A 22596-nucleotide genomic window follows, 5' to 3' on the forward strand; every position below is an offset into this window, starting at 1 on the left:
CTAGGATGTCCCGACATGGCCAAGCGCACGCGCATCATCGAAGGCACCTGGAACTGCACCTCGTGCGACGCCAAGGACATCCTCGCGCGGCACAAGCGCTGCCCCACCTGCAACAACCCGCGGGAGCTGTCGGGCGACGAGTCGGACTTCGACTTCGGCGACGTGGACGCGGCGAGCGGCAGGTCCCTGCGCGAGGGCGTGACGGACGAGAAGGCCGTGGAGATGGCGAACGCGGGCGAGGACTGGTTCTGCGCCTTCTGCGGCGCCGCCAACCGGGGTGACCATCCCCGCTGCAAGCACTGCAACGCCGAGCGCGAGTCGGACTCGAAGGTGGGGCCCCGGAAGGATTTGTCCGGTCCCGCGCCCGCTCCCGCCCCTCCCCCGAAGAAGAAGCCCCGGCTGGGGTTGTGGCTGTTGCTGGGCGCGCTGCTGTCGTGCTGCTTCGGGACCTGTGTGTACTCGGGCTGGTCGAACCAGACGCACGACTACCCGGGTGAAGTGACGGGCACGTCGTGGAAGGTGGCGGTGGTGCAGGAGCGCTTCACCCGCGTGGAGAAGGAGGGCTGGGCGGACGAGCTGCGCCAGGCGAGCGCGCGCATGCCCGTCAACGGCGCGGGAGAAATCGCCGGCGTGGAGAACGTGCGCGGCTGCGTGGAGCGCCAGCGCGGCACGCGCAAGGTGGCGGACGGCACCGAGCGCGTGTGCCGCTCCAAGACGCGCAAGGTGGCGTGTGGCACCGAGGAGAAGTGCCGCCGACGCGACAAGGGCAACGGCTTCGCGGAGGAGGTCTGCGAGGACGTGACGAAGTACTGCAACGAGTCCTACGAGGACTGTCAGAACCAGACGCGCTACCGCAACGAGCCCGTCTACGCGCGGCGGTGCACCTATGACACGCACGAGTGGCGCAAGGTGGACCGGCGCGAGGCCTCCGGCCAGGACGGCGCCCCGCGCTGGCCCACGCTCCAGGTGGGACCGCAGGACCGTCAGCGGCGCGAGGAGGCGTACGTGGTGAACGTGCGCTACGAGGACGACGGGGTGAAGGAGCAGGTGCTGGAGCCGAAGACGGAGGCCGAGTTCCTGTCGTGGAAGAAGGGCCAGGGCGTGGTCCTCACGGTGACGAACGGCGGGGAAGTGAAGAAGGCCGTCCCACGTTGAGCCCACGAGGCTGAGGCCCCCATGGAATGCACCCTCTGTGGCGCCTGCTGCGTGGCGCCGGACATCGCGGCGCTCGACAAGCCGCTCGGGCTCAGGTGCCCGCACCTGCTGCCCGACAACCTCTGCGCCATCTACGAGCAGCGGCCGAGCATCTGCCGCGACTACCAGGCCGACGAGGTGTGCCGCCTCATCGAGGCGCCCACCCTGGACGAGCGCGTGCACAAGTACCTGGCCCTCTTCGATTTGACGGAGGAGGCCCGCGCCGTGAAGGAGCAGGGCTGCCCCTCCATGAAGCGCGCCCGGCAGGCCGCCGCCAGGCTTCAGGCCGGAGCGCCCGGTGGAGAACGCCCGGACGAGCCGGCCTGACACGGCCCCTTGTCCCCCGCGAGCCGGGGCGCTATCCCCCGGCCGTGAGCTTCCAGCCGACCGAGCCCTTCGTCGCCGCGCCGGGCCTGACGAACGAACACGCGCAGACCATCTACGCGAACTTCGTGCGTCCCCGTCACGCCCCTCCGCTGAAGCGCCAGCGGCGCGAGCTGCCCGACGGCGACTTCGTCGATCTGGACACCTTCGACGGCCCCAGCGGCGCGCCGCACGTGGTGGCCCTGCATGGGCTGGAGAGCTCCTCCCAGGCGGGCTACATCACCGCCATCCTCCGGGGCGCGGCCCAGCGCGGCTGGGGCGCCACCGCGCTCAACTTCCGCTCCTGCAGCGGCGAGCCCAACCGGCTGGCGCGCACGTACCACTCGGGCCACATCGACGACGCGCTCGGGCTGCTCCGGGACTTGCGCGCCCGCGTCACCGGGCCACTCTTCGCCGTGGGCTTCTCCCTGGGCGCCAACGTGCTCTGCCGACTGCTCGAGGACCAGGGCGAGGAGGCCCCCGTCCGCGCCGCCGCGTCCATCAGCGCGCCGTACGACCTGGACGCGTGCTGCGCCAAGCTGGATGGTCCCGGCCCGTTCCACCGCATCTACCGCGAGCGCTTCCTGCGCACGCTCAAGAGCAAGGCGCGAGCGAAGCTCAAGCGCTTCCCCAACGCCTTCGACGGCCGGGCCATGGAGGCGGCGCGCACGGTGCGCCAGTTCGACCACGCCGTCACCGCGCCCCTGCACGGCTTCAACAGCGCGGAGCATTACTACGCCGAGTCCTCGTCGGGCCCCAGGCTGCACGCCATCCGCAAGCCCACGCTGCTCATCAGCGCCGAGGATGACCCGATGCTGCAGGCGCCCGTCATCCCGCCGGACGCGAAGGACAACCCGCACCTGAGCGTGGTGTTGACCCCGCACGGCGGACACGTGGGCTTCGTCGCCGGCAAGCTGCACCGTCCCCGCTTCTGGGCGGAAGACCAGGCGCTGGCCTTCTTCGACACCTTCCGCTAGCCGAAGTTCAGGATGAAGCCGAGCTTCGCCGTGGGGCGCACGGTGCGCAGCATCCACGACCGGTCCTCCGCGGGCCCGACGGTGCCCCGGAGCGGCTCGTCCAGGTCCTTCAAGCTGGGGCCATACAGCTCCATGAAGCTCACCCCGCCGCGCACGAAGAAGGTGATGCTCCGGGGCATGCTGACCTCGAAGCCCACCAGTCCGCTCGCGTACGTGTAGCCCACGCGCTCGAGCGACGGCAGCGGCGGCAGTGACAGGTCCGCCAGCCTGCGCTCCAGGGCGCGCACGTCCGCGGGCTGCGCGTGGCCAATCTCCACGCTGAAGGCGGGCGACACCCGGCTTCGCAGCGGCAACAGCGTGAGCCCCGCCCGCGCGCCGGCGCGAACTCCGTTGTGCGTGGCGCCCAGATGCAGCCGCACCACCCGCGCGGGACGGAACGAGATGGACAACCCCGCGCCTTCCGTCACCCCCGCGTCCAGCATCAACCCGAAGGGCGCGACCCGCTCGGGGTCCTGTGTCGCCCGACGGCGAATATCCCCTGCCTCGAATGCGCTCGCCATCGGTGCCACGAGCAGCACCACCAACGCGAGCAGCGTGGACCGCGTCCCCATGCGTCGAATCCCCACCCCAAGCCGCCGCGACGCTCCGCGGCCCCTGACCTTGCCAACCGTCGTCATCGGGGCAACCCACCCCCGCCGACCAACGGTGCGCATGGCCTCGCCACCCTTCAACGAGGTGGACCAGGCTCCGGCGGATGCCTGCTTCGTTCCACCGGAGCCCGCCTCCTCGCCCCCCGCCCTTCCCCCTCCACCCGCCACGCCGCTCGCGTCGCCCGAAGCTCCGCCGCGCTTGACGTCCTGCTCCCCCCGACCGGCCCCCATCCCTCGTCCCACCGACAAGCCCTGCCTCCCCACTCCAGGCACCGACTCGTCCCCGCCCTTCCCCTCGCGACGACGCGCTCGCGTCCCCCCCAGCGCCCCCCACCGACCCGCCCCCATCGCCCCCACCGACCCGCGTCATCCCCCGCGGCGCGTGGCCATAGCATCCGCCGTGCCGTCCCTCGGACGCCGCTCGAAACCAATGACTTCGAGGGGTTGCGAAGGAGCCCCCGTCCCGCGGGATGGCCTGGGGGACCGAAACCGGAAAAATCTCCGGACCTCCGGGGAGGGCGTCCTAACGTGCGCGACTTCGCAGCCGAAGGGGAGGGAGCGCCTTGCGCCTGACAGCCATCGCCACCGCCGTGCTCGTGCTCGGTGGGTGCTCGCGAACGACGGAGGGACCCACGCCCGCCGTGGAGCGGGTGGTCAATCCGCGAGCCCGCGTGGGCGAGCTCACCCGACTCTGCAACGCCCAGGGAGGGGCCACGGGCTGGAGGCTGGAGCTCCAGGGCCGGCGCTTCTCCCCCGTGCCGGGCGAGGTGCTCACCGACGCGCCCACGGTGGAGCTGCCGGAGGTCACCCTGCGCGGCCCGTCCACGTACACGCTGACGCGCGAGCAGGTCTTCTATGTGCGGCCGGAGCTGCTGCTGCTCGACGTGCCCACGCGCGACAGCTCGCCGCCGGTGGAGCTCTCCCCGGGCAGCTACGCGGTGGAGGTGGCCAATCCCCTGGGCGGCACGGGCCGGCTGCCGGACGCGCTGCTGGTGGTGGAGCCGCCCTCGGTGGCGCGGGTGATGCCGCCCGCGGATGGCTACTCGGCCGCGGACTCCAACCCCATCGTCATCGAGGGCCAGGGCTTCCAGCCGGGCACCAGCCCGCTGCTCTCCCTGCGCCGCGAGGGCGTGGAGGATCAACCGCTCTTCTTCGTCACCGTCGTCTCGCCCACGCGCGTGGAGTCCGAGCTGCCGCCGGGCACGCCCGAGGGTGTCTACAGCCTGGTGGTCGCGCATGGAGACGGGTGTGAGGCCGTGGCGACGGGCGCCCTCGACGTGCGCTACCCTCGCCTGGGCACCCTCACCGTGTCACCGCGCTCCGGCGCGGAGCGTGGCGACACCACCGTCCTCATCCGCAACACACCCACCGGCGCCCAGCGCGCGTTCAGCGCCGTGCCCGAGGTCTACATCGTGGCCCCGGTGAAGTCGGCGCCGTCCCAGACGCAGCGAATCCCCCTGCGCTCGGTGGAGCTGGTGTCGCCGCAGGAGCTGCGCGCGGTGGTGCCCACGTGCTCGGGGTTCGACGAGCCCGGAGGTGACCCCACCTGCCCTGGCGGCATCGTCGTGGGCGGCCCCTATGCGCTGGAGGTCCTGGACCCCGCGGGCGCGCTGGGCGAGGTGCCCGCGACGGAGGGCTTCACGGTGGTGGGCGGACCTGGCTTCACCTCGGAGCAGGCCGCGCCCCTCGACGTCCCTGGAGCCGTGCAGCCATGAATGCCCTCGTGCTCGTCGCGCTCGCGGCGCTCACCTCCGGCGCGAAGCCCGCCCCCACGGAGGGAGGCAACGTGCTGCTCGCGCCCAAGGTGGGCTTCTTCAAGTCCACCACGTCGCTGGGCGGAGACCTCTACCTGGGGCTGGAGCTGGGCTACGTCACGCCCTGGCTCGAGCGACGGTTGGCCGTGACGCTGGAGGTGGGCTACCACCGCCCGCAGACGTCCGGCGTCCTCACGGACCCGCAGCTCGGAGGCTTCGGCGCGCCGCCGCCGGATGGCCGCTACACGCTCGCGGTGCGCGAGGTGGCCTTCCTGCTGTCGGCCGTCTATCGCTTCGAGCGGGCCTTCGGCTCGCTGACGCCGTACGTGGGCGGAGGCCCCGGGCTGTACCTGCACCGCGCCACGTCGGACCTGTTCGGCGCCACGGCGTCGGAGAGCGGCGGCGGACTGGGGCTCCAGGCCCTGCTCGGCGTGGAGCTGCCGCTGGGTCCAGGGGGCCTCTTCCTGGAGGCGCACTACCACCTGGCGCCGCTCGACTTCGTCACCACGGGCGACGTGAATGTCGGCGGCGTCCTCGCGGGCGGACTGGGCTACCGGCTGCGCCTGTGACGGGCGCTCAGGCCCGCCCCACCGGCGTGCGCAGGACGCGCAGCAAATCCTGCGCGACCAGCTCGCGCACCGCCGTACGCAGCGACTCCAGGAGCTGGTGGAGGGACTCGGCGGACTCACCGGGCGCGTCCACGACGCGCTCGCGGACGCCATCGAAGATTCTCATCCGTCCGGGCACCAGGGCGATGACGGGCAGCGTGGGGTAGCGCTTGCGCAACAGCCCCAGGAAGAGCGGGTGGTCCTCGTCCTGCCGGCGCAGGTCCACCACCACGAGCGCGGGCTGCGAGGACGCGATGGCGGCGAGCGCGTCGTCCGTGTCGCCGGTGGCGGAGATGGACAGGCTCTCGTCGCCGACGGCGAGCACGCGGCGGAGCAGCTCCCGCGACGCGGCATGGGGACTGGCGATGAGGACGCGACGCATCTGCCTGGGAAGCTAACCCTTCCAGACCGCGATGGCCGCACCCGCGAAGGCGACCGCCGAGCCCAACACCCGGGCGGCCGTCGCCGGGCGCCCTTCCACCATCGCATCCCAGATGAGGCTGGTGACGAGTTGGGCGGCCATGAGCAGCAGCACGGACTGCACCGCGCCCAGCCGGCCGATGGCCCACGGCATGCCCACGACGATGACCACGCCGCACAGGCCGGGCAGCAGGTGCCAGGGGGTGAAGCCGGAGAAGCGCCCCTCGGCGGCGGCGGCCTCGGGCCAGAGCCCGGGCACGGTGCGCGCCACCGCGTACACGGCGAAGGTGGCCACCGTCGCCACCACCATGTTCATGAGGACCGCGCTCAGCAGGCCCCACTGGCCGGCGAAGCGCTTGTTGAGACCACCTTGGGCGACGACCGCCAGCCCACACAGCAGGGGAACGAGCGAGACAAAACGCATGGGCGCGGGTGGGTACCCCGAACGCCGGGCCGGCCGCAAGGTGGCACGCTCGGACTCGCGGGGGCTCTCGACTTCTCAAGAGGCTGGCGAAAGGGGAATCGACCGGCTACGTCCAACGCTCGCGCCATGGACGCCCCCCTCGAGCTCCACTTCGACTGCGGCACGCTGGTGGCACCCACGCTGCCGGACGACGTACGACTGGGCGCCCTCTTCCAGAAGGACGGGCGCACGGGGGTGTACCGCGCCGCCGCCCGGCACTACCGCGAGGTGGTGCTGCGGTTGCGCGAGCTGGGGGTGGCGTACGAGGACCGCGCGAAGCGCTTCGAACCGCTCGAGGCGGAGCTGACGGTGCCCATCCAGCCGTTCCCCCACCAGCGCGCGGCGCTCGATGCCTGGACGCGCGCGGGGGGCAAGGGGCTGGTGGAGCTGCCGACAGGCGCGGGCAAGACGCTGCTCGCGGTGCTGGCCATCGCGCACGTGAGGCGGCCCACGTTGGTGGTGGTGCCCACGCTGGACCTGATGACGCAGTGGCAGGGAGTGCTGGCGCGCCACTTCTCGCTCCCGGTGGGGATGCTGGGGGGCGGGGTGAACGACCGGCAGGCGTTGACGGTGACGACATACGACTCGGCGGCGATGCAGACGGAGTTCCACGGCAACCGCTTCGGGCTGCTCGTGTGTGACGAGTGTCACCATCTGCCGGCGCCCAGCTATCGGTTCATCGCGGAGGGCTCGCTGGCGCCGTACCGGCTGGGGCTCACCGCGACGCTGGAGCGCACGGACGGCGGAGAGCGGGTGGTCGAGGAACTGCTGGGGCCGCTGGTGCACCGCACCGACATCCGCGAGCTCCAGGGGGAGTACCTGGCGCCCTACGAAGTGAAGCGGGTGGAGGTGCCGCTGACGGCGGAGGAGAAGGCGCGCTACGACGAGGCCCGGGCGTTGTATCTGGGCTTCGTGCGGAAGCTGGGCGTGCGGCTGTCGGCGCCCGAGGGCTGGGCGCGCTTCCTGGCGCAGAGTCAGCGCAGCGACGAGGGACGCGCGGCGTACCGGGCGTATCGCGAGCAGCGCCGCATCGCGCTCACCTCCAGCGGCAAGCAGGAGGTGCTGTGGCGAATCCTGCTGGAGCACCGCGAGGACCGGGTGCTCGTCTTCACGGACGACAACGAGACGGTGTACACGCTGGCGCGACGGCTGCTGCTGCCCGCGCTCACGCACCACACGCCGATACCGGAGCGCAAGGCGCTGCTCGCGGCGTTCGCCTCGGGGGAGCTGCCGGTGCTGCTCACCTCACGCGTGTTGAACGAGGGCGTCGACGTCCCGGAGGCGCGTGTGGGCGTGGTGCTCAGTGGCAGCGGGAGCGTGCGCGAGCATGTGCAGCGGCTGGGGCGCATCCTGCGCAAGCGCCCCGGGAAGAGGGCGATGTTGTACGAGGTCTGCTCCGCGCAGACGGCGGAGAGCGGCATCAGCGAGCGGCGCAGGCAGCACGACGCCTACCTGGAGGAGGGCTAGATGCGACGTCAGCGCTCCGGCAGCATGCACCCAGCCACCATGCCCGGACTCCCGGGTGGTGACGCGCGTCCCTGGGCCTTCACCTGTGGAGTCCCGCGACATGCGAGCCACCGCCGTCCCGTTCGTCGATGGGCCTCCATTTCCCCAGGCGCTCTTCGCAGGGCGCGCCGTGCCGCCCCGGGAGTTGCTCGCATACCGCGCGCAGAAGCGCATCCTCCGTCCTGCGTTCGTGAAGCGCGACGTCCCCGCGTCCCTCGCGCGCTCCAGGGGAGGCGCGCCGTGCAGACCCGGCTCACGTGCCGCACGCAGGAGGGCATCCGCCGTCTGGCCTTCGTGAGGCATGACGCCCCCCGCGCCCTCCACGGGAAGTGCGCCATGCCGCCCCGGCTCGCGTACCGCGTGCAGAAGGGCATCCTCCGGCTCGCGTTCGTGAAGCGTGACGCCCCCGCGCTCTCCACGGGAGGCGCGCCATGCTGACGCGGGAGCTGCTCGCGTACCGCACGCAGAAGGGCATCCTCCGTCCCGCCTTCGTGAAGCGCGATGACCCGGCGCTCCTCGCACTCGCGGCCGAGCTGCTCGCCTCCGTCGAGGCCTCGCGAGGCGCCATCTGTGACGATGTGGAGGAAGGCCTCGGCCTGCTCGCGGGCGCCTGGTCGCGTCCGAAGATCGCGCGCGGTCTCGTGAAGCTGCTCGTGGACCGGCTCACGTTCGAGGAGCCCGCGCCCGATGTCTCCGAGACCCGCTGGGCCCGGCTGAAGACCGCCGCCCAGGTGCTCCGCGCCCTCACGCCCGACACCACGGTGGAAGCCTACGAGGCCCGCCTCGAGCAGGCCCTCTCCACACCGCTCCAGGATGCGCGCGCGGCACTCTACGCGGACCTGCCCGGAAACCGGAAGCTGCTCGGCTGGGACGGCGAGGCACCCACGGCGCAGGCGCTGGTGGACCGCTACAACCTCGCCCTCGCCCAGGGGCCGCTGCTGTCCGCGCGGCGGCTGACGCTGCGGGCTCGCGCACCGGAGCTCTTGCGCGTGCGCAAGGTGCTGCGCTGGCTGAAGTTCTGCCGGCTCGTCGCCGAGGTCCGACGCGATGGCCCGGACTGGGAGCTGGAGGTCGAAGGCCCCGGCGCCATGCTCGCCCTGCAGAAGAAGTACGGCCTGCAGCTCGCCTCGTTCCTGTCCGTGGTGCCGGTGCTGGAGCGCTGGGAGCTCAAGGCCACGGTGGAGCCCTCGCGCCGCCAGGCCACGCTGATGTTGAGCGACAAGGACCCGCTCGTCTCTCCCCTACCCGCCGCGTTGGGTCATGTCCCCGAGGAGGTCGCCTCCCTGTCCTCCAGCTTCGAGGATGACGCGTGGGAGCTGGACCTGACGCCGCTGCCCCGCCATGTGGGCGCCGCCAGCCTCTGCGTGCCGGACCTCACCTTCCGCCACCGCGGCTCGCGTCAGGAGGTCGCCCTGGAGCTGTTCCACGCCTGGCACGCGAGCGCCCTCACCCGCCGCCTCGCGGAGCTGCGCACCCGACCCGACGCGGGCCTGCTCCTGGGCGTCGACCGGGCCCTGCTCGCGAAGGAACCCTCGGAGCGCGAGACGCTGGAGGGCCATCCCCAGGTCGTGCTCTTCCACGGCTTCCCCTCCGCGAAGAAGCTCAAGGACCGGCTGTCGAAGCTCTCCACGACGAGCCCCAAGAAGTAGCGGGGCGGGCCGCGGCTCAGGTGCCCTTGGGCTTGAACTGCGCGGCCAGCACGCTCAACAGGCGGATGGCGCCGCGGTCCAGCTGCTTGGCCCGGCGCAACAGCCGGCGCAGCTCACCCGACTCGCCATACTCGCTGGGAGGCTCAGCGGCCCACTTCACCTCCTGCGAGGGCTTGAGCCCCAGCGCCTCGTCCGCGGAGATGGAGAGCACCACGCACAGCCGCCGGAAGGTCTGGATGCTCGGCAACATGTGGCCGCGCTCCAGCCGCCCGTAGACTTCGCTCGCGATACCGATGCGCTCCGCGACGTCGGCCTGCGTCAGGTTCAGCCGGGTGCGGGCCAGGCGCGCAGCTCCTCCGAGGCGGGATGCGAGGGTCTTTTCCATGTTCGTTAACCTAACGGGTTCGTCCATGTCGATATGACTTGAGAGGTTGGCATCCAAGAACTTCCCAGGTAGTCTTATGGGAAGCAGACCTGATGCGTCACCTCACCCGCGCCACGTCGAAGCCATGAGCACGCAGCCCTTCGTCACCTTCCTGTTCGTGGATGAAGACCCCCTCGCGCTGTCGGCGTGGCGTCGGCTCGTCCGGGACCTCCCCGGCGCCAAGCGCTTCGCGCGCGACATGGCGGAGGCCCTCGCGCTCGTGCACGAGCAGCCGCCGCGCGTGGTCGTCTGCGGAGACCTGCTGCCGGATGGAGACGGGCTGCACCTGCTCCAGGCGGTGCGCGCGCGTCACCCGCACACCGCCTGCGCGCTCCACGCGGTGCGCCCACCTCCCAGGTCGTGTCCGCGCGAAATCACCTGGGTGGACCGCGCCGCGCATCCCCGGGAGCTCCACTCGCGGCTCCGTGCCCTGGGACAGGCCACCACCCACCCCTGGGCCTGAGCCGTGGCGGCGCATGCCCCCCGGGCACGTTAAGGTGACGCACGCCCCCATGAAGCTCTACGCCATCAGCGACTTGCACCTGCGCCACGCCGACAACAAGCAGGCCCTGCAGACCCTGCCCGCCTTCCCGGACGACTGGCTCATCGTCGCCGGCGACGTGGGCGAGACGCTGTCCGAGATGGACTTCATGCTGCGCACGCTGACGGCGCGCTTCCGCCAGGTCATCTGGGTGCCGGGCAACCACGAGCTGTGGACCATGCCCTCCGAGCAACCCTCCCTGCGCGGCGACGCGCGCTACCAGCGACTGGTGGCGCTGTGCCGCGGCCACGGCGCGCTCACGCCGGAGGACCCCTACCCGCGCTGGCCCGGCGAGGGCCCCCACCGCGTCATCGTCCCCATGTTCCTGGGCTACGACTACTCGTTCCGCCCGGACCACGTGCCGGAGGACAAGGCGCTGGAGTGGGCGTTCGAGGACGACCTCTTGTGCACCGACGAGGTGCTCCTGCATCCGGACCCGTACCCCAGCCGCTCCGCGTGGTGCGCCGCGCGCGTGGAGTCCACCCGGGCCCGGCTGGACGCCCTGCCACCGGGCTGCAGCACCATCCTCGTCAACCACTACCCGCTCCGGCACGAGCACGTGCGGCTGCCGCGCATCCCCCGCTTCTCCATCTGGTGCGGCACCAGGCGCACCGAGGACTGGCACACGCGCTACCGCGCCGAGGTCGTGGTGACGGGCCACCTGCACATCCCGCTCACGCAGTGGCGCGACGGGGTGCGCTTCGAGGAGGTGTCGCTGGGCTACCCCATGCAGTGGAAGCACCGGGGCGGAATCGAGCGGTGCCTGCGCGAAATCCTCCCCGGCCCCGCCACCCGCCCGCTCTGAGGGCTTCGCGCCGCTGGAAATGAATCGGCCCCGGACGTCCGTGAGGAAACGGACGACCGGGGCCTTGGAGCGGCGCGGCCTCGGGGCCGCGCCGTCTACATCAGGTGATTACTTGTGCGACGCGATGAACGCGATGCCCTCGTAGCCACCCTTCGCGCCGTAGATCTCGATGTAGTACTTGCCGGCCGGCACGTTGATGAGGTTGCACACCTCGGACTGGTGCTCCTTCACGCTGCGGCAGTCGTAGTCGAACTTCGTCGGCGCCGAGCCGCGCTTCACGTAGATGTCCGGGTTGCCCTCACCCTCGCCCGTCTGGATGTACAGGCTGTTGATGCCGGTGCCGGGCTTACGCTCCGGAACCTCGATGGTGTACACGTTCGAGGAGCCCGCCGCGCCGGAGAGGTTCTTCAGCGCGATGCCGGACTGCACGGGGATGTAGCCACCCTTCCAGGTCACCGTCAGCGTCACGCCGGAGAAGGTGCTGTAGGCGTTGAGCATGACGACCCAGCGGCCCTGGCTCGGCGTCGCGAACGCGCAGGACTCGGCGTTGCCCGCGCGGTACGGACGGCAGTCGTACAGGCTGGTGGTGGGGACGTTGTTGTAGCGAACGTACAGGTCCGCGTCGCCCGTGCCGCCGGCGATGGAGACGTTCAGGTCGTACGCGCCCTCGGGCAGGTTGAACTCGTAGTACTTCTTCTGGCCGCTGGTGGAGCCGATGCCGGTGATGGGCACGTCCTTCTGGATGGGGGTCGTGTCCACGATGATGGGCACGCCCACGCCCACGGCCTTCCAGGCGTTGGTCACCGAGGCAATCTCATCCGCGGTGTAGCCCAGCAGCGCGGCGGCCTGCTCGGTGGCGACCTTCGCGTCCTCGAACGTGGCGTCCGACTCGAGGATGGTGTTGTTCGCGCGGTAGAAGATCTGCGCGGCCTTCTCGATGCCGATGCCGGTGACCGAGATGGTGGTCTTGCCCGTCGGGTGCGTGCCGCCCTGCGACAGCAGGTAGAACGCCAGGTTGGAGATACCCGAGCTGTAGTGCACGTCCACGCTGTCGTCGTAGTCGTGGAAGTAGTCGAGCGAGTCCCCGTCCTGCGTGGGGTTCGCCATGTAGCGCAGGGCGTCGTTCGGGATGTTCGGCGTCCACACGTCGTCGCCGACCAGCCACGTGCGCGCGCTGACGACGTTGCCGTCGCCGTACCACTCGCACACCGCGCCGAAGATGTCGGAGAAGGACTCGTTCAGACCACCCGACTGGTTGTCGTAGATGAGGTCGGAGGAGAACTCCGTCACGGCGTGCGTCAGCTCGTGCGCCGTCACGTCCAGGGAGTTGGCCAGGTTGCTGGCGTTCACGCCGTCGCCATCGCCGTACACCATCTGGGTGCCGTTCCAGAAGGCGTTCACGTACGCAACGCGGTGGTGGACCGTGCTGACCAGCGTGGCGCCGGCGTTGTCGTACGAGTCACGACCGAACAGCTCGCTGTAGCAGTCGTACACCGTGCCCAGGTGGTCGTAGTTCGTGTTGACGACCGGGTCGGCGACCTCGGGCTGCCCCTCGGTGCGAACCACCGCGCCAGGGAGCGTCGTGGTGTTGTTGCCGTTGTGCATCCGGCGGGCCAGGCCCTCCTTGATCTGCGGGTGGCGGGCAATCACGTCGCCGTTGGTCGCGTTGACCAGGACGACATCGCGCACGGGCGTCCCGTCGCGGCGCTCACCCGACTGGATGAGCTTGTAGACGAGCACCAGCTCGTCGCCGTCACGGAAATAGACCAGCTCGTGGCCGTCCTCGATCTTCAGGCCGTCGAACGTGGAGCGGTCCGCCTGCAGGGCGTCCTTCGCCACCGACACGTCCACGCTCGCCTTGGCCGTGGCCTTCAGGTCGCTGCGGGTGTTGGTGGACGCCGCGATGACCTTGCCACCGCGGGTCGTCAGACGCAGCTGGCCGTACAGCACGGGGATGTTGTTGACCTTCACGCCGTAGACGACGTGGCCGTCGCCCTGGCGGTCCGTGAACGTCTTCTTCAGGACCAGGTCCGCCGGGTTCAGGTTCAGCTGGGGCGCGATGAGCGCCGCCACCGGAGCCAGGTCCGCCTGGCCCAGGGCCGAGAAGCCCGCGGCCGCCTGCGGTGCGGGGCCGAGGTCGCCGGTGATGAACTTGGCGACACCGGAGGAATCCGTAGCAACAACCTTCTTCCCGGTCAGCTGCAGGGCCGCCGCGCTCTTCGTCGCGGTGTCCTGGGGCTTGGCCTCGGGAGCAGGGGTGGACTCGTTGCAACCAACGAGGAAGGACAGCGCCGCTACACCAAGAACACCGCGTACTCGCTGATTCACCATGTAATCCTCCTAAACGGAAAGATTAGAAAGCACAGTGTCACAGGATGGTTGTGCATTTCAAGGTTGCGCGATAATTTTACTAAGTAGCTTATTCTCACATTGCGAGTTTCAGCCAGAAGCCCCAACTATTTCAGCAACTTATCGGAGCCCTACCCGCCGCTTCCGCCGAGTCGCCCGACGTAGTGGGTAACCCTGGTGTGAACAGAATTTCGCGAAAATGCGTGGCCGAAAGGGCCTTCACGGGGTCCGCGCGCGGACCGCATTTCTCGCGGCATTTTCGGGGAATTTTGGGAGGAAGGAAATCCGGCGTCCGAGTGGCGCGGCCATGGTTTTCAGGCTCGTGCTCTACCGCTGAGCTATCTCCCGATTGAAGTCGGGAGAGCTGGAGTCGAACCAGCGCCCCCAAGCACCCAAGTGCGTGTCGGGCCACACCGGACGGACGCCGGAAATCCTCACGGTGGACGCGCCCTTCAGGGCGAAGCTGACAGCGGCGCGCGCGTGGAGTTGCTTTGCGGAAGCGGACGGGTGCGCGAGGCTTGCGTCCCGGGAGGAAGGCACATGCGCGCACTTCAGCTGCAGCGACTGGACGGACCCGACGGGCTGGCGTTGGTGGAGCTTGCCGAGCCCGAGGCGCAGGACGCGGTGCTCATCGACGTGGTGGCGGCGGGGGTGAGCTTCCCCGACTTGCTGCTGACGAAGGGGCAGTACCAGTTGAAGCCGCCCTTGCCCTTCGTGCCGGGCGTGGAGGTGGCGGGCGTGGTGCGCTCGGCGCCCGAGGGCGCGTCGGTGAAGGCGGGAGACCGGGTGATGGCCTTCAGCTTCGGGCTGGGAGGCTTCGCGGAGGTGGCGGCGATTCCCGCGGAGATGGTGTTCCGCATCCCCCGGCGCTGGAGCTTCGAGGCCGCCGCGGGCGTGGTGATGAACTACCACACGGCGCACTTCGCGCTGCACCGCCGGGGCCGGCTGAAGGCGGGAGAGACGGTGGTGGTGCACGGCGCCGCGGGCGGCGTGGGCACGGCGTCCATCCAGGTGGCGCGAGGCGCGGGCGCGCGCGTGGTGGCGGTGGTGAGCGACGAGCGCAAGGCGGAGGTGGCCCGCAAGGCGGGTGCGCACGAGGTGCTGCTGTCCTCGGGCCCCTGGCTCACGCAGCTCAAGGAGCTGACGGACGGCCTGGGCGCCAACGTGGTGTTGGACCCGGTGGGTGGGGACATCTTCGACAAGAGCCTCAAGGCGCTGGCGCCGGAGGGACGGCTGCTGGTGGTGGGCTTCGCCGGAGGCCGCATCCCCGAGGTGGCGGTGAACAAGCTGCTGCTGCGCAACATCGACGTCGTGGGCGTGGCGTGGGGCGGCTTCCTCATCCACGAGCCTTCGCTGACACCCACCATCGCCAAGGACCTGGAGGCGATGGCGGACCAGGGGGTGCTCGAGCCCGTCGTCGGGCCCGTCTTCCCCCTGGAGCAGGGCGCGCAGGCGCTGCGCGAGCTGGACGCCCGGCGCGCGACCGGCAAGGTCGTCCTGCGCGTGCGCGAAGGCTGACGTCTCGGAGGGTGACGGTGCACTCCGGCCGCCCTCCGAGCATGCGACCCACCGGGCCCTGGCGTCGCTTCGCTGCGGCGCTCATCCCTCGTCCGCAGGTTTGGAGCCAGGAGGTGACGGCGCCATGGCGGATGACTCCATCCTCGAGCGACAGCATCAACGGGAGCGGGAGCAGGAGCGACAACGGCTCCGCGAGCAGGAGCAGCGGGACCTGGAGGTGGAGGCCCATCGCGGGCCGCGGCCCCTGGAGGGTTACGCCGGCGGGCACACCACCTGGGCCAGCGCCCAGGATGACGCGGAGGCCGCCATCGTCCATGCGAACGACGCGGAGGCGTCGTGGGAGGCCAGCCAGCGGCAGGCGCGCCTGGAGCCGGAGCCCGAGGACCCCGACGCGCGCGAGCGCGACTGACGCGGTCCCCGTGGCCCACCTCCGAGCCATGGGGTTACACGAGCAAGGAGGTTGCACGGTACATTCGGGGCCATGTCCGCTCCGTCCTTCCGTGCCGACCTCCGGGTGTTCGTCGAGCAGCGGTGGGTGGGGCTCGCGGACCTCCAGGGCCTGGAGCGGGAGTACCTCGACGAGGTGCTCCGTCGTCCCCGCGTGAGCTGCTGCAGCTTCGTCGGAGGCTTCTTCATCGACGTGGGCGGCGTGGCCTTCAGCGACGAGGACTCGGTCGACGAGCTCTGGATGACGTGGAGCTGGTTCTTCGCGTTGGACAAGCTCCTCGACGGTGCCGACGAGGCACGGGCCGCCCCTTGGGAGGAGTCCGCCATGAAGCTCTGGCGCCACGGGGACACGCTGGTCCTGGAGGACCGGAGCGCGAGCGGCACGCCCATCACCCCACGCGTCGAGGTGGAGCTCCGCCCGTTCTCCCGGAGCCTCGCGCGACAGGGGCTCGAGTTCCTCGCGCTGGGGGAGCGGCTGCTCGCGCAGCTCGACGCGCGCTCGCCTCCCGTGCCTGCTCCGGTGCGCCTGGAGTTCGAGCGGGCCCTCCGACTGCCCAGGGACATCGTGGAGCGCGTCGCCGAGAAATCCGGCCCCTGAGCCCACATGGCCCCGGCAAGCGGCCGTGGCGACGTTAGAGTCCACACCGTGCCCTCGCATCCTCCCGCCACCGTGCTTCCGCCAGACGAGGCCCGACGCTTCCTCGTCGCGCACCTCGGGCTCGCGCGCCCCTTCCCGCTGCAGGGGGCCCGGGGTGCGCGCGCGCTCCTGAAGCGCCTGCGCTGCATCCAGTTGGACCCGCTGGATGTCATCGGCACCAACGCGGACCTGGTGGCGCTCGCGCGCGTGGACGGGCTGGCGCGCGGCGACGTGTACCGACACCTGCTGCCGGGGCACGCCTTCGAGCACTTCGCCAAGGAGCGCTGCCTGCTGCCCGCCAGCGCGTTCCCCTACTACCGCGAGCGCGCGGCCCAGGCGCCCTGGTGGCGACTGGAGGAGCGACTCAAGCGGGTGCCGGAGGCGGTGCTGCACGCGGTGCTCGAGGAGGTGACGGCGCGCGGTCGCTCCTCGTCGCGCGAGCTGAAGGACCATGGCGCGGTGGTGCCCATCGACTGGAGTGGTTGGAAGGGCACGGCCCGCGCCACGGCGATGGCGCTGGAAATCCTGTGGACGCGCTGTCAGGTGGTGGTGTGTGGCCGAGGCCCGGGCGGCAAGCTGTACGACGTCCCGCATCGCGCCCTGCCCCGGATGGCCGAGGCGCGGGTGACGCAGACGTTCGAGCGCTGGGGGCTGACCGAGCGTGTGGAGGCCGCGGGCCTGCTCAGCCGCGCGAGCGGTCCCCACTGGTCCACGCTGACCGAGGTGCGCACCTCCTCGCTCCCCGACACGCTGGTCGACGAGGGCGTGCTGGAGGCGGTCAGCATTCCCGGCTCGCCCCGGCGCTACCTGGCGCCCGTGGGCTTCCGGGAGCGGGAGCAGCCGGAGCCCGACGCGAGGATGCGCATCCTCGGGCCCCTGGACCCGGTGCTGTGGGACCGGGAGCTGGTGCGCGTGGCGTTCGGCTTCGACTACACGTGGGAGGTCTACAAGCCCGCCGCGCAGCGTGAGTGGGGGTGGTACGTCTGTCCGCTGCTCCATCGAGGGAAGCTGGTGGGACGGCTGGAGGCGCGCGTGCGCGAGGGCGTGCTCCAGGTGGACAACCTGTGGCGGCAGAAGGGCGTGAAGCTGGACGACGCCGCGCTCGACGAGGCGCTCGCGCGTCATGCGGCCGCGTGCGGCGCCGAGAGGGTGCGCAGGCCCCGGGCGCGCGTCACGGGTCGCGCCTCCTGAGTCGAATCAGGGCGCAGGCTTGGGCAGCTCGCGCTCCAGCGCGGCGGCGGCGCCAGCGTCCTTGTGGACACCGAAGCGCTGGCGCGAGCACATGAGCAACTGCCCCGCGTAGACGGTGTCCGAGAGGGCGCCCACGAAGTCGCCGTGCTCGGCGAGCGTGCGTGCCCGCTCGTCCATCAGGTGGGCGAGGATGCGCGCCTGCTCGGCGTGCCCGAACAACCGCACGACGGAGCGCGCGTCGAACAGGATGAGCGTCTCCAGCTCCATGCCGAGCGTCGTCTGACAGGCCTCGCTCAGGCTGCGCAGGCTGTCCTCCAACGAGCGGTTGGCGCGGACGCGGGCGAGGTCTGGAGCCAGTCGACCGAGCTCGCGGAGGGCTTGGAGCGCGTGGGCCTGACGCAGGATGGGCATGCGAAAGCCAAGTACAGCCTGAGACAGGGGAATCATCCAGTCCCCCGGGTGATTCCCCGCGTCCGCCCGGAGGACCGGGTCACACTCCGTGAACTGTACGAGGACCCCGGGAGGCTGCGAGACTCGCCCCTGGTGGCCGAATCCCCTCCCCTCGCCTCGGACGCGCCCGCGATGCCCGACGCCCGTGTCGCGAGCCGACGCGAGCGGGGTGTCGTCTTCGCCGCGTCCTTCCTGTTCCTGCTCGTGCTGGAGGCGGGGCTGCGCCGCTTCACCCAAGACGGGCTGCGCTTCCAGGCGTGGAGCTCCGAGCGGATGATGCAGACGCTGTCACTGCGCGAGCTGCGCGACGAGCCGCTGCGCTCCCTCTGGTATCTGCACATCCAGCCGCCCCTGCTGGACGTGCTCCGCGCCGCGCTGGCCTTGTTCCAGGGCCCGCTCGAGGACCTGGCCCTGGTCGACGCCGTGGACCGCTGGACCTATGTCGTCTGGGCGCTCGTGTTCGCTGGCACGGTGACGCTCGTGCATGCCTGGGTCTTCCAGGTGGCGGGGCGGCGTTTCGCCCGCGTCGCCGCGGTGCTGATGGCGCTGCATCCGGGGACCCTCGCCTTCGCGACCCTCCTGGACAGCACCGCCGCCAGCGCCCTCGCCTTCCTGTGGTTCTGCTTCGAGCTGTGGCGCCCCCCACGTGAGGACGGCTCCATCGCCCGGCTCGCCGCCGCGTCGCTCGTCCTCTTCTTCCTGCGCTCCATCTTCCAGTGGCCGTTCTTCCCACTGGTGGCCCTGTGTCTCGCGCTCCGGGGGGCCTCGGCCCGGAGCGTGGGTCGCTATCTCGTCGTCGTCGCGCTCTTCGCGGGCCCCTACGTCGCCAAGCAGCTCGCCCTGTTCAACACGTCCATGACGTCCAGCTTCGACGGGCTCAACTTCTGTCGGGCCATCGGCCTGGGCGAGCCGGACCTCGGCGCGGTGCGGCTGCCCGACAACGTGCTGCCCAGGTCCCTGCCGCCACCGTCCAGCGCCGCGGTGCTGCGCACGGACGAAAAGCTCGGGGGCTACTACAACTACAACCACCTGGATGCCCTGCGGTACTCGGTGGGGCTGAAGTACGTGTGCCGTCGGGCCCTCTTCGAGCGGCCCCTCTCCGCGACGCTCGCTTCGTTCGCGGAGAACGCGGTGATGTATGGCGTGCCGTCCAGCCGCTACCAGCCCAACGTCCTGGTGGACCGGCTGCCGTGGCGAGCGCCGCTCGACTTCGTCTTCTCGTCGCCCGTGCTCTGGGTGCTGGTGCTCCTCGCGGGAGCGCGGGCCGCGCGGGAGCTGAAGCGTCGTGTGGACTGGCTCCAGGTAGCAGGGCTGGTGTTGCCGGTGATGTTCGTCGTCTCGGTGAGCGTGCTCTTCGAGAAGGGCGAGAACATGCGGTTCAAGTACTTCATCGAGCCGGTGTTGCTCGTGTTCCTCTGCGCCCAGGCCGCGCGACTCGCCGCGCGAGTCCCTGCCCGGTCTCCAACACACGCGGTCTCCCCCGGGCCGGGTGACGGCTCGGTGGCGCGGTGACGTCAGCGGCCGTCTGCTAGGCTCGGGGCCAACATGAAGGACCTGGACGCCATCCTCCGCGCTCGCGCGCGCTCCCGTGGGCCCTGGGTACTGGCCACGGTGGTCGCCGTGTCGGGTTCATCGTACCGCAAGCCGGGTGCCCGGATGTTGATGGGTGAGGACGGCTGGCTCGCCGGAGGCGTGAGCGGCGGGTGCCTGGAGGCCGACATCGTCCGCAAGGCGTTCTTCTGGACGAGCACCGGGCCTCGCGTGCTCCGCTACGACTCCACGGGAGAGGGCATCGAGGACGAGGGGAGCCTGTCCTTCGCGCTCGGCTGCAATGGTGTCGTGGACGTGCTGCTGGAGCGCTGCGAGCCCGGCCCGGCCGATGCCCTGGTCTTCGCGGACGAGGCCCGGAACCTGGGACGTCGCGCCGTCATCGCCACCGTGTACCAGGGCCCCGCGCAGGCCGTGGGGACGCGGTGGATGGTGCGTGACGATGGCGTGGAGGCGGGACACATCGCGGGCGCACTGGGCGATGCCGTCCGCGTCGCGGCCCGCGAGGCGATGGAGCAGGGCCGCACGTGGAGCGGGCCGTGTGGCGGCGCGGACGTGCTGGTGGAGGTGGTGGAGCCACCCCATGAGCTGGTGTTGTTCGGCAGCGGCTTCGACGTCGCGCCCGTGGTGACGCAGGCCGCGAGCCTGGGCTGGCGTGTCACGGTGGTCGCGGACCGCCCCGCGCAGACGCTGCGACGGAGGTTCCCCCTCGCGCACGCGGTGGTCTCGGCGAAGACGGGTGAGGCGGCGACGTCGGTTCCGGTGTCACCTCGCTCGCTGGTGGTGTTGATGACGCACAGCCTGCCGCAGGACCAGGAGCTGCTCGCGGGATTGCTCCCGCGTCCGCTGCGGTATCTGGGCGTGTTGGGTCCGCGCTCCCGCACGGAGCGGCTGCTCGCGGGGCTCGCCACCGCGCCGAGCGCGACGATGCTGGAGAAGCTGCATGCCCCGGTGGGGCTGGACCTTGGCGCGGAGGGCGCGGAGGAGATTGCCCTGTCCATCGTCGCCGAGCTGCAGGCCGTGGTGTCGGAGCGGGAGGGCGGCAAGCTGCGCGAGCGCCGCGCGCCCATCCACACGGTGGCGCCGCCCCCCGTACGGAAGCTCGCGTGAGGGCGGGCCGTGCGCGAGCAGGCGTGGTGTTGCTCGCGGCGGGAGGCTCGTCTCGGCTCGGACATCCCAAGCAGCTCGTCGTCCACGAGGGGAAGACGCTCATCCGACGCGCCGCCGAAGCGGCCCTGTCCCTCGGCGAAGGTCCCGTGCTCGTGGTCCTCGGCGCCCATCGGGACATCATCGCCCCCGAGCTCGTCGACCTCCCCCTGCGAATCATCGAGCATCCCGACTGGGCGCGCGGTCCCGGCGGCTCCCTGACGAGGGGGCTCTCGGCGATGTCCTCGGGTACCCCCGACGTGGACGCGGTGCTCTTCATGCTCTGTGACCAGGTCCGCGTCACGGCATCACATCTCCGAGCCCTCGTGGACACCTGGCGGACCACCGGTGCGCCCATCGTGGCCTCTGGATACGACGGCACGCACGGCGTCCCCGCGCTGTTCTCCCGCGCCGTGTTCCCGGAGCTGGAGGCCCTGTCTCCCGCCCAGGGCGCACGTGGGGTGATTGCCCGCGAGCCGACCCGCGTCGCCATCGTGCCGCTCCCCGGAGGCGGCGAGGACGTGGACACACCCGCGGACCTGGACCGGCTCGACCCTCGGCGGCCCGTGTAACCCCATTGCATCTCGATGCTCGTCCCATGAGCGGACAGCGCATCGGATTGCCCGCGTCACCGGGATGGGCTCGCCCAGGCCCTGTAACCGGTATGAATCCCTGGCGACGCCTGTAACCGGTATGAGCCCGGGACACCGCCGCTCGCGCTTGTCCGTACTGTCCGTCGAACGGCATCCCTCCTATGCTGAGTCACACGCGGTCGCGTCAGTCAGGCCCAGGTCGGGGGATTCTCATGGAGTCTCAGCAGCCCACCCTCATCCAGAAGGAGCAGGCGTCCCCTGACACGACAGGCTCGGACGAGCGCGAGTCCTCGTGGAGCACCGCCGAGGTCCTCGTCATCGGCGGCCTCGGCCTGCTCGTCGCCATCGCCGTGGTCGGCCTCTTCATCGGCGTGGCGAAGTGGCTGCTCAAGTACAGCATGCTGGCGCTCGGCATCTACGTCCTCTTCTCGCTGACACGGCGCTGGCTGCGCGGCTCGAAGCAGCAGGCCTCCTCGGAGCTCACGCCGTACACATCGCCCCAGAAGACCCGGGCCGAGCAGCTCCAGGAGATCGACCCCGCGCAGGCCCTGGCCCGCTTCAAGGCCGAACACATGTCGGAGGCCCCGCCTCCCGCGCGGCCCCACCGCAAGCCGTGAGCGCGCCCTTCCTCCACCCGGCCGGAGCCCGCCCACATCCGGTCCCCGCTTCATGATGCGCCGTTCGCGCTGGCACCTCGGCTGGGTGCTGCTGCTCGTCGCGGCCGCGCTGCTCGTGCTCTTCCCGCGCGCCATCGACGCGCTCAAGTCCCTGGAGCAGCTGCCCGCGGCGCCGCTCCGTGCGGGCTCGCTGCTCGTCGCGCGCCCTGGCCGCGTCTCCGAGAACTTCGACGAGACCGTGGTGCTGCTCCTCGACGCGGGCGCCCAGCGCAGGACGTGGGGCGTGGTGCTCAATCGCGTGCGCACCCGTCAGGGCGAGCGCCTCCCCGAGGGCGTGGACCGCTGGGGCGGGCCGGTGAACCCCGCGCTCCACATCACCCTCACGCTGCGCCGCCCGGCCCCCGAGGGAGCACAGCCCCTCCTCGAGGGCATCGCCTGGTACGAAGGACGCCGCGAGGCGCACCTGCCCGTCGGTGAATCCCTCACCTTCGAGGGCATCTCCGCATGGTCCCCCGGACAGCTCGAGGAGGAGGTGGCCCGAGGCGCCTGGTGGGTCCTCGAAGGCCAGCCCGCCGACGTGTTCACCGCGCCGGGCTCGCTGTGGGAGGAGCACGCCGTCCGCCACCTCTGAGCGCGCCGCGCCAGCAGCACGCCTCATGGAGCACATGGGCTCCCAAGCCCCTCCATCCGTCGGATACCCGACAGCGCCGCAATAGCGCGGGGCCGCCACGCCTTTGGAAGAGCCT

25 protein-coding genes are annotated in these 22596 nt (G+C 71.0%); 19 read left to right on the top strand and 6 right to left on the bottom strand.

All coding sequences use genetic code 11. From position 1 onward, the window contains the following. Nucleotides 1-15: 15 nt before the first annotated feature. From AC6JA9_RS34640 to AC6JA9_RS34650, 3 genes are read left to right on the top strand one after another with little or no spacing between them, the layout of a single operon-like run. Nucleotides 16-1155 carry a hypothetical protein gene (locus tag AC6JA9_RS34640; protein WP_497958422.1) on the top strand — a complete coding sequence of 380 codons (1140 nt, stop codon included), beginning with the start codon at nucleotides 16-18 and terminating at the stop codon, nucleotides 1153-1155. Nucleotides 1156-1176: 21 nt separating this feature from the next. Then, nucleotides 1177-1521: a YkgJ family cysteine cluster protein gene (locus tag AC6JA9_RS34645; protein ID WP_141332238.1), complete on the top strand. Its 345-nt coding sequence runs from the start codon at nucleotides 1177-1179 to the stop codon at nucleotides 1519-1521. Between the two features lie 44 nt (nucleotides 1522-1565). After that, entirely contained in the window at nucleotides 1566-2534 is a 969-nt protein-coding gene (locus AC6JA9_RS34650) for a hydrolase (RefSeq protein ID WP_426745181.1), read from the top strand. On the opposite strand, the gene AC6JA9_RS34655 is transcribed toward AC6JA9_RS34650, so the two are convergent. Continuing rightward, the gene (locus tag AC6JA9_RS34655) at nucleotides 2531-3145 is read right to left on the bottom strand and encodes a hypothetical protein (RefSeq protein ID WP_223748369.1); all 615 of its coding nucleotides are present in this window, start codon (nucleotides 3143-3145) and stop codon (nucleotides 2531-2533) included. The genes AC6JA9_RS34650 and AC6JA9_RS34655 overlap by 4 nt on opposite strands. Before the next feature lie 602 nt (nucleotides 3146-3747). Between AC6JA9_RS34655 and AC6JA9_RS34660 the strand changes: the two genes are divergently transcribed. Next, nucleotides 3748-4899 carry a hypothetical protein gene (locus AC6JA9_RS34660; protein WP_223781595.1) on the top strand — a complete coding sequence of 384 codons (1152 nt, stop codon included), beginning with the start codon at nucleotides 3748-3750 and terminating at the stop codon, nucleotides 4897-4899. After that, nucleotides 4896-5507 (top strand): outer membrane beta-barrel protein, encoded by a 612-nt coding sequence (locus tag AC6JA9_RS34665; protein ID WP_223781594.1) that lies wholly within the window; start codon nucleotides 4896-4898, stop codon nucleotides 5505-5507. The genes AC6JA9_RS34660 and AC6JA9_RS34665 overlap by 4 nt, the downstream gene beginning before the upstream one ends. A 7-nt stretch (nucleotides 5508-5514) precedes the next feature. Here the strand turns inward: AC6JA9_RS34665 and AC6JA9_RS34670 are convergent, their stop codons facing one another. Both AC6JA9_RS34670 and AC6JA9_RS34675 read right to left on the bottom strand, forming a co-directional pair. After that, nucleotides 5515-5928 (bottom strand): response regulator, encoded by a 414-nt coding sequence (locus AC6JA9_RS34670; RefSeq protein WP_223781593.1) that lies wholly within the window; start codon nucleotides 5926-5928, stop codon nucleotides 5515-5517. A gap of 12 nt (nucleotides 5929-5940) precedes the next feature. Next, nucleotides 5941-6390 (bottom strand): DMT family transporter, encoded by a 450-nt coding sequence (locus AC6JA9_RS34675; protein ID WP_141325312.1) that lies wholly within the window; start codon nucleotides 6388-6390, stop codon nucleotides 5941-5943. 126 nt (nucleotides 6391-6516) lie between these two features. On the opposite strand from AC6JA9_RS34675, the gene AC6JA9_RS34680 reads away from it, so the two are divergent. The 3 genes from AC6JA9_RS34680 to AC6JA9_RS34690 all read left to right on the top strand — a co-directional run bounded on the left by AC6JA9_RS34680 (nucleotide 6517) and on the right by AC6JA9_RS34690 (nucleotide 9584). After that, the gene (locus AC6JA9_RS34680) at nucleotides 6517-7896 is read left to right on the top strand and encodes a DEAD/DEAH box helicase (protein WP_497958423.1); all 1380 of its coding nucleotides are present in this window, start codon (nucleotides 6517-6519) and stop codon (nucleotides 7894-7896) included. Nucleotides 7897-8175: 279 nt separating this feature from the next. Further along, nucleotides 8176-8373, top strand: a complete 198-nt coding sequence (locus AC6JA9_RS34685; RefSeq protein WP_497958424.1) for a hypothetical protein — start codon at nucleotides 8176-8178, stop codon at nucleotides 8371-8373. Next, entirely contained in the window at nucleotides 8367-9584 is a 1218-nt protein-coding gene (locus tag AC6JA9_RS34690; protein ID WP_497958425.1) for a DUF790 family protein, read from the top strand. The genes AC6JA9_RS34685 and AC6JA9_RS34690 overlap by 7 nt, the downstream gene beginning before the upstream one ends. A 16-nt stretch (nucleotides 9585-9600) precedes the next feature. On the opposite strand, the gene AC6JA9_RS34695 is transcribed toward AC6JA9_RS34690, so the two are convergent. Further along, nucleotides 9601-9969 carry a helix-turn-helix transcriptional regulator gene (locus AC6JA9_RS34695; protein ID WP_473571432.1) on the bottom strand — a complete coding sequence of 123 codons (369 nt, stop codon included), beginning with the start codon at nucleotides 9967-9969 and terminating at the stop codon, nucleotides 9601-9603. Between the two features lie 124 nt (nucleotides 9970-10093). Here AC6JA9_RS34695 and AC6JA9_RS34700 point away from each other — a divergent pair, with 124 nt between their 5' ends. Then, complete coding sequence (locus AC6JA9_RS34700) at nucleotides 10094-10471, top strand: response regulator (protein WP_426745177.1); 378 nt, start codon at nucleotides 10094-10096, stop codon at nucleotides 10469-10471. A gap of 49 nt (nucleotides 10472-10520) precedes the next feature. After that, nucleotides 10521-11354 (top strand): metallophosphoesterase family protein, encoded by an 834-nt coding sequence (locus AC6JA9_RS34705; RefSeq protein WP_223781590.1) that lies wholly within the window; start codon nucleotides 10521-10523, stop codon nucleotides 11352-11354. Between the two features lie 108 nt (nucleotides 11355-11462). Here AC6JA9_RS34705 and AC6JA9_RS34710 read toward each other — a convergent pair whose 3' ends face one another. Then, entirely contained in the window at nucleotides 11463-13685 is a 2223-nt protein-coding gene (locus AC6JA9_RS34710; RefSeq protein ID WP_223748362.1) for a M4 family metallopeptidase, read from the bottom strand. A 558-nt stretch (nucleotides 13686-14243) separates the two neighbouring features. On the opposite strand from AC6JA9_RS34710, the gene AC6JA9_RS34715 reads away from it, so the two are divergent. From AC6JA9_RS34715 to AC6JA9_RS34730, 4 genes are all read left to right on the top strand, one after another. Beyond that, nucleotides 14244-15221 carry an NADPH:quinone oxidoreductase family protein gene (locus tag AC6JA9_RS34715; RefSeq protein ID WP_223748361.1) on the top strand — a complete coding sequence of 326 codons (978 nt, stop codon included), beginning with the start codon at nucleotides 14244-14246 and terminating at the stop codon, nucleotides 15219-15221. A gap of 124 nt (nucleotides 15222-15345) precedes the next feature. Continuing rightward, entirely contained in the window at nucleotides 15346-15630 is a 285-nt protein-coding gene (locus tag AC6JA9_RS34720) for a hypothetical protein (protein ID WP_223781589.1), read from the top strand. Nucleotides 15631-15702: 72 nt separating this feature from the next. Next, nucleotides 15703-16266 (top strand): hypothetical protein, encoded by a 564-nt coding sequence (locus AC6JA9_RS34725; RefSeq protein WP_408889312.1) that lies wholly within the window; start codon nucleotides 15703-15705, stop codon nucleotides 16264-16266. A gap of 48 nt (nucleotides 16267-16314) precedes the next feature. Further along, nucleotides 16315-17496, top strand: a complete 1182-nt coding sequence (locus AC6JA9_RS34730; RefSeq protein WP_267699635.1) for a DNA glycosylase AlkZ-like family protein — start codon at nucleotides 16315-16317, stop codon at nucleotides 17494-17496. Nucleotides 17497-17502: 6 nt separating this feature from the next. Here the strand turns inward: AC6JA9_RS34730 and AC6JA9_RS34735 are convergent, their stop codons facing one another. Further along, nucleotides 17503-17907 carry a hypothetical protein gene (locus AC6JA9_RS34735; protein ID WP_497958426.1) on the bottom strand — a complete coding sequence of 135 codons (405 nt, stop codon included), beginning with the start codon at nucleotides 17905-17907 and terminating at the stop codon, nucleotides 17503-17505. 171 nt (nucleotides 17908-18078) lie between these two features. Between AC6JA9_RS34735 and AC6JA9_RS34740 the strand changes: the two genes are divergently transcribed. The 5 genes from AC6JA9_RS34740 (at nucleotide 18079) to AC6JA9_RS34760 (ending at nucleotide 22481) form a co-directional block, all read left to right on the top strand. After that, nucleotides 18079-19458: a hypothetical protein gene (locus AC6JA9_RS34740; protein ID WP_497958427.1), complete on the top strand. Its 1380-nt coding sequence runs from the start codon at nucleotides 18079-18081 to the stop codon at nucleotides 19456-19458. Between the two features lie 33 nt (nucleotides 19459-19491). Further along, a complete protein-coding gene (locus AC6JA9_RS34745; RefSeq protein ID WP_497958428.1) occupies nucleotides 19492-20604 on the top strand; it encodes an XdhC family protein in 1113 nt (370 codons plus the stop codon). Next, nucleotides 20601-21212: a nucleotidyltransferase family protein gene (locus tag AC6JA9_RS34750; protein WP_497958429.1), complete on the top strand. Its 612-nt coding sequence runs from the start codon at nucleotides 20601-20603 to the stop codon at nucleotides 21210-21212. The genes AC6JA9_RS34745 and AC6JA9_RS34750 overlap by 4 nt, the downstream gene beginning before the upstream one ends. Before the next feature lie 233 nt (nucleotides 21213-21445). Further along, nucleotides 21446-21850, top strand: a complete 405-nt coding sequence (locus tag AC6JA9_RS34755; protein WP_497958430.1) for a hypothetical protein — start codon at nucleotides 21446-21448, stop codon at nucleotides 21848-21850. A gap of 52 nt (nucleotides 21851-21902) precedes the next feature. Then, the gene (locus AC6JA9_RS34760; RefSeq protein WP_223781585.1) at nucleotides 21903-22481 is read left to right on the top strand and encodes a YqgE/AlgH family protein; all 579 of its coding nucleotides are present in this window, start codon (nucleotides 21903-21905) and stop codon (nucleotides 22479-22481) included. Nucleotides 22482-22596: the final 115 nt, after the last annotated feature.

Source organism: Myxococcus sp. MH1 (assembly GCF_059738865.1).

Bases quoted from the DNA above. Each gene is read 5' to 3' on its own strand.
- AC6JA9_RS34735 (WP_497958426.1), bottom strand. From the start codon at position 17,907: ATGCCCATCCTGCGTCAGGCCCACGCGCTCCAAGCCCTCCGCGAGCTC.
- AC6JA9_RS34675 (WP_141325312.1), bottom strand. From the start codon at position 6,390: ATGCGTTTTGTCTCGCTCGTTCCCCTGCTGTGTGGGCTGGCGGTCGTC.
- AC6JA9_RS34740 (WP_497958427.1), top strand. From the start codon at position 18,079: ATGCCCGACGCCCGTGTCGCGAGCCGACGCGAGCGGGGTGTCGTCTTC.
- AC6JA9_RS34745 (WP_497958428.1), top strand. From the start codon at position 19,492: ATGAAGGACCTGGACGCCATCCTCCGCGCTCGCGCGCGCTCCCGTGGG.
- AC6JA9_RS34705 (WP_223781590.1), top strand. From the start codon at position 10,521: ATGAAGCTCTACGCCATCAGCGACTTGCACCTGCGCCACGCCGACAAC.
- AC6JA9_RS34695 (WP_473571432.1), bottom strand. From the start codon at position 9,969: ATGGAAAAGACCCTCGCATCCCGCCTCGGAGGAGCTGCGCGCCTGGCC.
- AC6JA9_RS34640 (WP_497958422.1), top strand. From the start codon at position 16: ATGGCCAAGCGCACGCGCATCATCGAAGGCACCTGGAACTGCACCTCG.
- AC6JA9_RS34655 (WP_223748369.1), bottom strand. From the start codon at position 3,145: ATGGGGACGCGGTCCACGCTGCTCGCGTTGGTGGTGCTGCTCGTGGCA.
- AC6JA9_RS34725 (WP_408889312.1), top strand. From the start codon at position 15,703: ATGTCCGCTCCGTCCTTCCGTGCCGACCTCCGGGTGTTCGTCGAGCAG.
- AC6JA9_RS34665 (WP_223781594.1), top strand. From the start codon at position 4,896: ATGAATGCCCTCGTGCTCGTCGCGCTCGCGGCGCTCACCTCCGGCGCG.
- AC6JA9_RS34710 (WP_223748362.1), bottom strand. From the start codon at position 13,685: ATGGTGAATCAGCGAGTACGCGGTGTTCTTGGTGTAGCGGCGCTGTCC.
- AC6JA9_RS34680 (WP_497958423.1), top strand. From the start codon at position 6,517: ATGGACGCCCCCCTCGAGCTCCACTTCGACTGCGGCACGCTGGTGGCA.
- AC6JA9_RS34760 (WP_223781585.1), top strand. From the start codon at position 21,903: ATGATGCGCCGTTCGCGCTGGCACCTCGGCTGGGTGCTGCTGCTCGTC.
- AC6JA9_RS34755 (WP_497958430.1), top strand. From the start codon at position 21,446: ATGGAGTCTCAGCAGCCCACCCTCATCCAGAAGGAGCAGGCGTCCCCT.
- AC6JA9_RS34720 (WP_223781589.1), top strand. From the start codon at position 15,346: ATGGCGGATGACTCCATCCTCGAGCGACAGCATCAACGGGAGCGGGAG.
- AC6JA9_RS34670 (WP_223781593.1), bottom strand. From the start codon at position 5,928: ATGCGTCGCGTCCTCATCGCCAGTCCCCATGCCGCGTCGCGGGAGCTG.
- AC6JA9_RS34690 (WP_497958425.1), top strand. From the start codon at position 8,367: ATGCTGACGCGGGAGCTGCTCGCGTACCGCACGCAGAAGGGCATCCTC.
- AC6JA9_RS34715 (WP_223748361.1), top strand. From the start codon at position 14,244: ATGCGCGCACTTCAGCTGCAGCGACTGGACGGACCCGACGGGCTGGCG.
- AC6JA9_RS34645 (WP_141332238.1), top strand. From the start codon at position 1,177: ATGGAATGCACCCTCTGTGGCGCCTGCTGCGTGGCGCCGGACATCGCG.
- AC6JA9_RS34700 (WP_426745177.1), top strand. From the start codon at position 10,094: ATGAGCACGCAGCCCTTCGTCACCTTCCTGTTCGTGGATGAAGACCCC.